This is a genomic window from Streptomyces sp. NPDC028314, from assembly GCF_055565795.1.
Genome location: NZ_JBVHTP010000031.1, coordinates 1 through 7000 on the forward strand (window position 1 = coordinate 1; position 7000 = coordinate 7000).

Here is a 7000-nt window from a genome sequence, read left to right on the forward strand (position 1 = left end):
GGCGCCGGGCCCCGCACCGATCGGTACGGGGCCCGGCGCCGCTGCGGCCGGTGTTCCGGGGGCGTGACCTAGCGGATCTCGCGCAGTACGTCGAGGATCGCCGGCTCGTCCGGCGCGGACTGCAGCCGGGCCCGGAAACCGGCGTCCATCAGCTTGCGCGAGAGCAGCGCCAGGATCCGCAGGTGCTCGTCGCCGGCGGCCGCCTCCGGCACCGAGATCATGAACAGCAGCCGGGCCTTCGTCCCGTCCAGCGCACCCCACTCGATGCCCTCGTCGGACCGGGCGAAGCCCACCGTGGGCCGGGTCACCGCGTCCGTCTTGGCGTGCGGGATCGCGATCGACTCGCCGAGACCCGTCGTGCCCTGCGCCTCCCGGGCCAGCGCCACCCGTACCAGCTCGTCCACGTCCCGGACGTTGCCGGTGGAGGCCAGCATCTGCGCCATCTCGCGGATCGCCGCCTCCTTGGAGTCCGAGGCCAGCTCCGTCCTGACCGTCCGCTCCGTCAGGTACCCGGAGAGGACCTCGGGCCTGTCTTCCGGAGCGGGCGCGGGGGAGGGGACGGGGGAGGACACCGCGGGCGCGGCCTGCGCCCGTACGGCCGTGCCGGCACCCACGCCCGCACCCACGCCCGCAGCCACTGCGGCCGGTACCGGCTCGGGCGCGAGCACTTCGGGCCCGGCGGCGCCGCCCTTGCGCTGTTTGAACTCGATCAGCGCGTTGGTGACCAGCGCCGTGACGACCGTGCCGGCCGCGATCGCGACGAAGAACATCGCCACACCGCTGACGGCGCCGAACAGCGAGACGATCGGACCGCCGTGCGGCACCGAGTTCTGGACCCCGGCCATGCCCGCGACGGCACCGGCCACGGCGCCGCCCAGCATGTTCGCGGGGATGACCTGCGCCGGGCGCGCGGCGGCGAAGGGGATGGCGCCTTCGGAGATCCCGAAGAAGCCCATGAACAGGGCGGCGATGCCCGTCTCCCGCTCCTGGTCGCTGTAGAGCTTGCGGCGCAGCAGCGTGGCCAGGCCCTGGCCGAGCGGCATGACGGGGATCGCGGCGGCGGCCATGCCCATGACGTGGTTGTTGGTGCCGATCAGGCCGACCGCGACGAGGAAGGCCGTCTTGTTGACGGGCCCGCCCATGTCGAAGGCGATCATCAGGCCGATGAGGGCGCCGAGGACGATCGCGCTGGAGCCGGTCATCCCGTTCAGCCAGTCCGTCAGGTGCGTGAACACCCAGGAGATCGGCTGTCCGATCACGTAGATGTAGAAGAGCCCCAGCGCCAGCGTCGAAACGATCGGGATCACGATGATCGGCATGATCGGCTGGACGAACTTGGGGACCTTGACCTTCTTGATCCAGACGACCAGGTAGCCCGCGAGGAAACCGGTGGCGATCGCGCCCAGGAAGCCGGCGTTCGCGTCGGCCTTGTAGATGCTCGTGGCGTCGGCGGCGAGGAAACCGCCGATCATGCCGGGCACCAGCGCCGGCCGGTCACCGAGGGCGTAGGCGATGTAGCCGGAGAAGATCGGCAGCATCAGCTTGAAGCCGAGCCCGCCCAGCGCGTTGACGTAGAACCAGAAGGAGCCCTCGTCGAAGGTGATGCCCTCCGGGGAGGAGTGTCCGCCGAGCGCGATCGAGATGGCGAGCAGCAGACCGCCCACGACCACGAACGGGATCATGTGCGAGACGCCGTTCATCAGCGCCTTGTACGCGGCGCCGCGCTCCCCGCCTCCGCCCGCGCCGTCGCCCCCGGCCGCCGCCGTCCCGGCCTGTACGGGCGCGTCCTGCACCCGCCGGATCAGCTCCTCCGGCTTGTGGATGCCGTCCGCGACGCCGGTCGACAGGACCCGCTTGCCCGCGAACCGGCCGCGGTCGACCTCCTTGTCCGCGGCGATGATGATGCCGTCCGCCTCTCTGACATCGTTGTCAGAGAGTACGTTCTCGGCCCCGATGGAGCCCTGGGTCTCCACCTTCATGTCGATGCCGAGCCGATCGGCAGCCTGCTGGAGCTTCTCCGCGGCCATGTAGGTGTGCGCGATCCCCGTGGGGCACGCGGTCACGGCGAGCAGCTTCAGGCGCTTCTGCCCGTTTGCGCCCCCGCCACCGGGAGGGCCTGCCGGACTGGTCACTGAAATCTCCTTCGCGCCATAGGTCCTGCGGGATCGCGCGTACGACCCGATCCACCGGCATCCTTCTACAGGTAAGGGGTGGATCAAAAGTCCGAAAGGCCCTGAACCGCTGCGCCGGACGGCCCGAAACCGGGAAGCGACTCGTTCCCCGACCCACTGGGGCCCACTGCGCCGATCGGTGTAGATTCGTCATCAGTGTCAGGCGTCGCTGCTGATGGCGGTCGGGCGGTCCTCGTGACCGGCCGAGGGGAGAGAGGGCCCCCGACGGACTGTGCTCGGTGCACCGGTCCGCCAGTGCACGGCTCAGCCGTACCCACCCTCTCGAACCATGAGGAGCAGCACCCATGGACTTCAAGGTCGCAGACCTTTCCCTTGCCGCGTTCGGCCGCAAGGAGATCACCCTGGCCGAGCACGAGATGCCCGGCCTGATGTCGATCCGCCGCGAGTACGCCGAGGCCCAGCCCCTGGCCGGCGCCCGCATCACCGGCTCCCTGCACATGACCGTGCAGACCGCCGTCCTCATCGAGACCCTCGTCGCCCTCGGCGCCGACGTCCGCTGGGCCTCCTGCAACATCTTCTCCACCCAGGACCACGCGGCCGCCGCCATCGCCGTCGGCCCGAACGGCACCCCGGAGAACCCGCAGGGCGTCCCGGTCTTCGCCTGGAAGGGCGAGACCCTGGAGGAGTACTGGTGGTGCACCGAGCAGGCGCTGACCTGGCCGAACACCCCCACCGGCGGCCCGAACATGATCCTCGACGACGGTGGTGACGCCACCCTCCTCGTCCACAAGGGCGTGGAGTTCGAGAAGGCCGGCTCCGCCCCGGACCCGTCCACGGCGGACTCCGAGGAGTACGCCCACATCCTCACCCTGCTCAACCGCACCCTGGGCGAGTCCCCGCAGAAGTGGACGCAGCTCGCGTCCGAGATCCGCGGCGTGACCGAGGAGACCACCACCGGTGTCCACCGCCTCTACGAGATGATGGCCGAGGGCACCCTGCTCTTCCCGGCGATCAACGTCAACGACGCCGTCACCAAGTCGAAGTTCGACAACAAGTACGGCTGCCGCCACTCCCTCATCGACGGCATCAACCGCGCCACCGACGTCCTCATCGGCGGCAAGGTCGCGGTCGTCTTCGGCTACGGCGACGTCGGCAAGGGCTGCGCCGAGTCGCTCCGCGGCCAGGGCGCGCGCGTCATCGTCACCGAGATCGACCCGATCTGCGCCCTCCAGGCGGCCATGGACGGCTTCCAGGTCGCCACGCTGGACGACGTCGTCGAGACCGCCGACATCTTCATCACGACCACGGGCAACAAGGACATCATCATGGCCTCCGACATGGCCAAGATGAAGCACCAGGCCATCGTGGGCAACATCGGCCACTTCGACAACGAGATCGACATGGCCGGCCTGGCCAAGGTCGAGGGCATCGTCAAGGACGAGGTCAAGCCCCAGGTCCACACCTGGAAGTTCCCCGACGGCAAGGTCCTGATCGTCCTGTCCGAGGGCCGCCTGCTGAACCTCGGCAACGCGACCGGCCACCCCTCCTTCGTCATGTCGAACTCCTTCGCGGACCAGACCCTGGCCCAGATCGAGCTCTTCACCAAGCCGTCGGAGTACCCCACCGACGTCTACGTGCTGCCCAAGCACCTCGACGAGAAGGTGGCCCGCCTCCACCTCGACGCCCTCGGCGTCAAGCTCACCACCCTGCGCCCCGAGCAGGCCTCCTACATCGGCGTCAAGGTCGAGGGCCCGTACAAGCCGGACCACTACCGCTACTGATCCCCGAGCGGTAGCAGCACCAGCACGTGAGACAGGCCCCCGGCATCCCGCCGGGGGCCTGCCCCGTACCCAAGACGCCTCCTCGTAGAAACGTGCGCCCCATGCCCCGCGGCCGCTACTCGCTCCACGACCCGCACGACCACACCCCCCTCGGCGAGGAGCACTTCCACTGCGCCCCGGGCCCCTCCGGATGGCGCTACGTCTCCCAGCTCACCGCCCCGAACGGCGACCACCGAGGCTCGATCGACCTGGCCGTCGACGAGATCGGCCGCCCCATCCGCCTCGAAGCGAACGCCTCCAGCTGGCAGGTGCGCGGCGCCGCCATCGACGGCGTCACCTGGGTCCGCACCGACCCCACCGGCGCCGAGGCCACCGAGGGCAACGTCCAGGCCCCCGGCTTCACCGGCACCTCCCCGGCCTTCCTCATCGCCACGGCCCGCCTGCTGCGCCTCACCCCCGGCGCCCCGGCCACCCGCGTCCGGCTCCTCGCCCTCACCGACCCGGTGCTCGCCCCGCGCACGGTCGACCAGGCCTGGGCGCTGACCGGCCGCGAGGCGCACCCCACCGACAGCGGCCCGCTCCAGGTGGACACGTACCAGGTCACCGCCCTGGACACAGGCGAGGTCCACACCGTCCACATCGCCGGAGACGTGGTCCTCTCGGCCCCCGGCATCGAACTCGAACACCTGGAGACGCCGCCCTCGGTCTTCGAGGACTAGATTCGAGGACCGGAGAGGACTAGAACAGTCCCGGCCGCCAGGTCACGCGGGCGGCGCGAACCCGGTACCGCTCCGAGGAGCCTCCATGGGCGGCGCCGACACCGGCGGAGCCACCGCGGGCACCACCGGCGCGACCGGAGCCGCAGCCACCGGCGCGGCCACCGGGGGCATCCCGGGCATCCCCGCGTACGGCACCGGAGCCGGCGCACCCTGAGCCGCCGCGTGAGGGGCGGCCCCGTACGAAGGCGCCCCGAAGGCCCGCGCCGCGTCCCGCGACTGCCGCTCGTGCACCACCGCCATCAGGAACGCGGCAGCCGGCACCCCCGCCGGCGGCGGCGTCCCCGTACGGGCCACCACCTCGTCCGCGAGCTGCGCCGCCATCGCGGCACCCGTGTGCGGATCCAGCTGGTTCATCCGCGTCAGGTACTGCCGGATCGCCAGCCACAGCCCGTCCGGCACCGCCGACAGGTCCAGCCCGGCGAACCGCCCGGCCAGCCACGGCGGCGGCGGAGGCACCGGCATCACCCGCGCCCCGGGCACCCGCTCCCGTATCACCAGCGTCCCGGCGAACACGTCCCCGAGCCGCCGCCCCCGCTCCGACACCAGCGAGGCGATACAGGCCACGGTCCCGAGGGTCATCAGCAGCTCCACGACCCCCATCGCCCCGCGCACCAGCGCGTGCCGGAACCGGATCGGCCCGCCGTCCTCCCGCACCACCCGCAGCCCCAGCGCCAGCTTCCCCAGCGACTTGCCGTGGCTCACCGTCTCCACCGCGATCGGCACGCCGACCAGCACCAGCAGGAACAGCCCCACCGACACGGCAGCCTGCGCCGCGTCGTCCAAGGAGGCCGTGGCGACGACCACCCCGATCGACACCACCAGATAGCCGGTCACGTACACCGCCAGGTCGAGCAGGACCGCGAGCGCGCGGCTCGGCAGTCTCGCCGGCCGCAACCCCAGGACGACCGCGTCCCCCGTCACCAGATCGCTCACTGATGCGCACCTTTCACGTGACCTGACCCGCCCCTGTGTCCTTCAGTCTGCCAAGCTGACCACAGTAGGAGTAAGCAGCAGCAGGGGCCTGGGGCAGGGGAGCGGGAAACCGGATGGATGTCGACGTCTTCGTGGCCGCCCACCAGGCGGAGTGGGCACGCCTGGAACAGCTCCTCGGCCGCGGCCGACGGCTCACCGGGGCAGAGGCCGACGAACTCGTCGCGCTCTACCAGCGCACCTCCACCCACCTCTCCCTGATCCAGTCGAGCGCCCCGGACCCGATGCTCATCGGCCGGCTCACCCAGCTCGTCGCCCGCGCCCGCGCGACCGTGACCGGCGCCCGCAGGGCCACCTGGCGCGACGCGGCCCGCTTCTTCACCGCCGGCTTCCCGGCAGCCGTCTACCGCAGCCGCCGCTGGTGGATCCCGACGGCCGTGCTCTCGATAGCCGTCGGCGTGCTCCTGGGCTGGTGGATAGCCACCCATCCCGAAGTACAGGGCGTCATCGCGGCCCCGGACGAGCTGAAGCAGCTCACGAAGCCGGGCGGCGAGTACGAGACCTACTACTCCAGCCATCCCGCGGCCTCCTTCGCCGCCAAGGTCTGGACGAACAACGCCCAGGCAGCCGCGATGTGCCTGGTCCTGGGCGCCTTCCTGGGGCTGCCGGTGCTCTGGATCCTCTTCCTGAACATGGCCAACCTCGGCGTCGGCATCGGCCTGATGGCATCCGCCGGCCGCCTCGACGTCTTCCTCGGCCTGATCCTCCCGCACGGCCTGCTCGAACTGACGGCGGTCTTCGTCGCCGCGGGCATGGGGCTGCGCCTCGGCTGGACGGTCATCGACCCGGGCCCCCGGACCCGCCGCGAGTCGCTCGCCGAACAGGGCCGCGCCGCGCTCGGCATGGCCATCGGCCTGGCCTTCGTCCTCTTCGTCTCCGGCCTGATCGAAGGCTTCGTCACCCCGTCCGGCCTGCCCACCTGGGCCCGCATCGCCATCGGCATCGCCGCCGAGGCCGCGTTCCTGGTCTACGTCTACGTACTGGGCGGCCGCGCCTCGCGCGCCGGTGAGGTGGGCGACGTAGAGGCCGCGGACCAGACGGCGACCCTTCCCACCGCGGCCTGATGTGCGCAGCACCGGGCCGAGCTGCTAGTGTCTCGTCGTCCCGCAAACACCGTTGACACGGTCGCAGCGGGGAGGTAGATTCGAACGGTTGCCTCGAACTGGACAAGTTCGGCAGTGATGGTTTAAAGTCTTTCTCGCCCCAGGAATTGAATTCCAAGTGGGCACCCTCGACTCCTCATCCAGGAATCTGAAGCCGGGAAATCCGGTGGAAAACTTCTGATAGAGTCGGACTCGCCGGAAAGGGAAACGCGAAA

General features: G+C 70.7%; 5 protein-coding genes. 3 read left to right on the plus strand and 2 right to left on the minus strand.

What is annotated here, in order from left to right; genetic code table 11:
* Positions 1-68: 68 nt before the first annotated feature.
* Positions 69-2132: a fructose-specific PTS transporter subunit EIIC gene (locus ACZ4TG_RS38045; protein WP_468173006.1), complete on the minus strand. Its 2064-nt coding sequence runs from the start codon at positions 2130-2132 to the stop codon at positions 69-71.
* A gap of 344 nt (positions 2133-2476) precedes the next feature.
* On the opposite strand from ACZ4TG_RS38045, the gene ahcY reads away from it, so the two are divergent.
* Both ahcY and ACZ4TG_RS38055 read left to right on the plus strand, forming a co-directional pair.
* The gene (gene ahcY / locus ACZ4TG_RS38050; RefSeq protein WP_468173008.1) at positions 2477-3913 is read left to right on the plus strand and encodes an adenosylhomocysteinase; all 1437 of its coding nucleotides are present in this window, start codon (positions 2477-2479) and stop codon (positions 3911-3913) included.
* Positions 3914-4014: 101 nt separating this feature from the next.
* Positions 4015-4632, plus strand: a complete 618-nt coding sequence (locus ACZ4TG_RS38055) for a hypothetical protein (RefSeq protein WP_468173011.1) — start codon at positions 4015-4017, stop codon at positions 4630-4632.
* 42 nt (positions 4633-4674) lie between these two features.
* Here the strand turns inward: ACZ4TG_RS38055 and ACZ4TG_RS38060 are convergent, their stop codons facing one another.
* A complete protein-coding gene (locus ACZ4TG_RS38060) occupies positions 4675-5625 on the minus strand; it encodes an RDD family protein (RefSeq protein WP_468173013.1) in 951 nt (316 codons plus the stop codon).
* Between the two features lie 113 nt (positions 5626-5738).
* On the opposite strand from ACZ4TG_RS38060, the gene ACZ4TG_RS38065 reads away from it, so the two are divergent.
* Entirely contained in the window at positions 5739-6746 is a 1008-nt protein-coding gene (locus tag ACZ4TG_RS38065; RefSeq protein ID WP_468173016.1) for a stage II sporulation protein M, read from the plus strand.
* Positions 6747-7000 lie beyond the last annotated feature (254 nt).

Bases quoted from the DNA above. Each gene is read 5' to 3' on its own strand.
- ahcY (WP_468173008.1), top strand. From the start codon at position 2,477: ATGGACTTCAAGGTCGCAGACCTTTCCCTTGCCGCGTTCGGCCGCAAG.
- ACZ4TG_RS38055 (WP_468173011.1), top strand. From the start codon at position 4,015: ATGCCCCGCGGCCGCTACTCGCTCCACGACCCGCACGACCACACCCCC.
- ACZ4TG_RS38065 (WP_468173016.1), top strand. From the start codon at position 5,739: ATGGATGTCGACGTCTTCGTGGCCGCCCACCAGGCGGAGTGGGCACGC.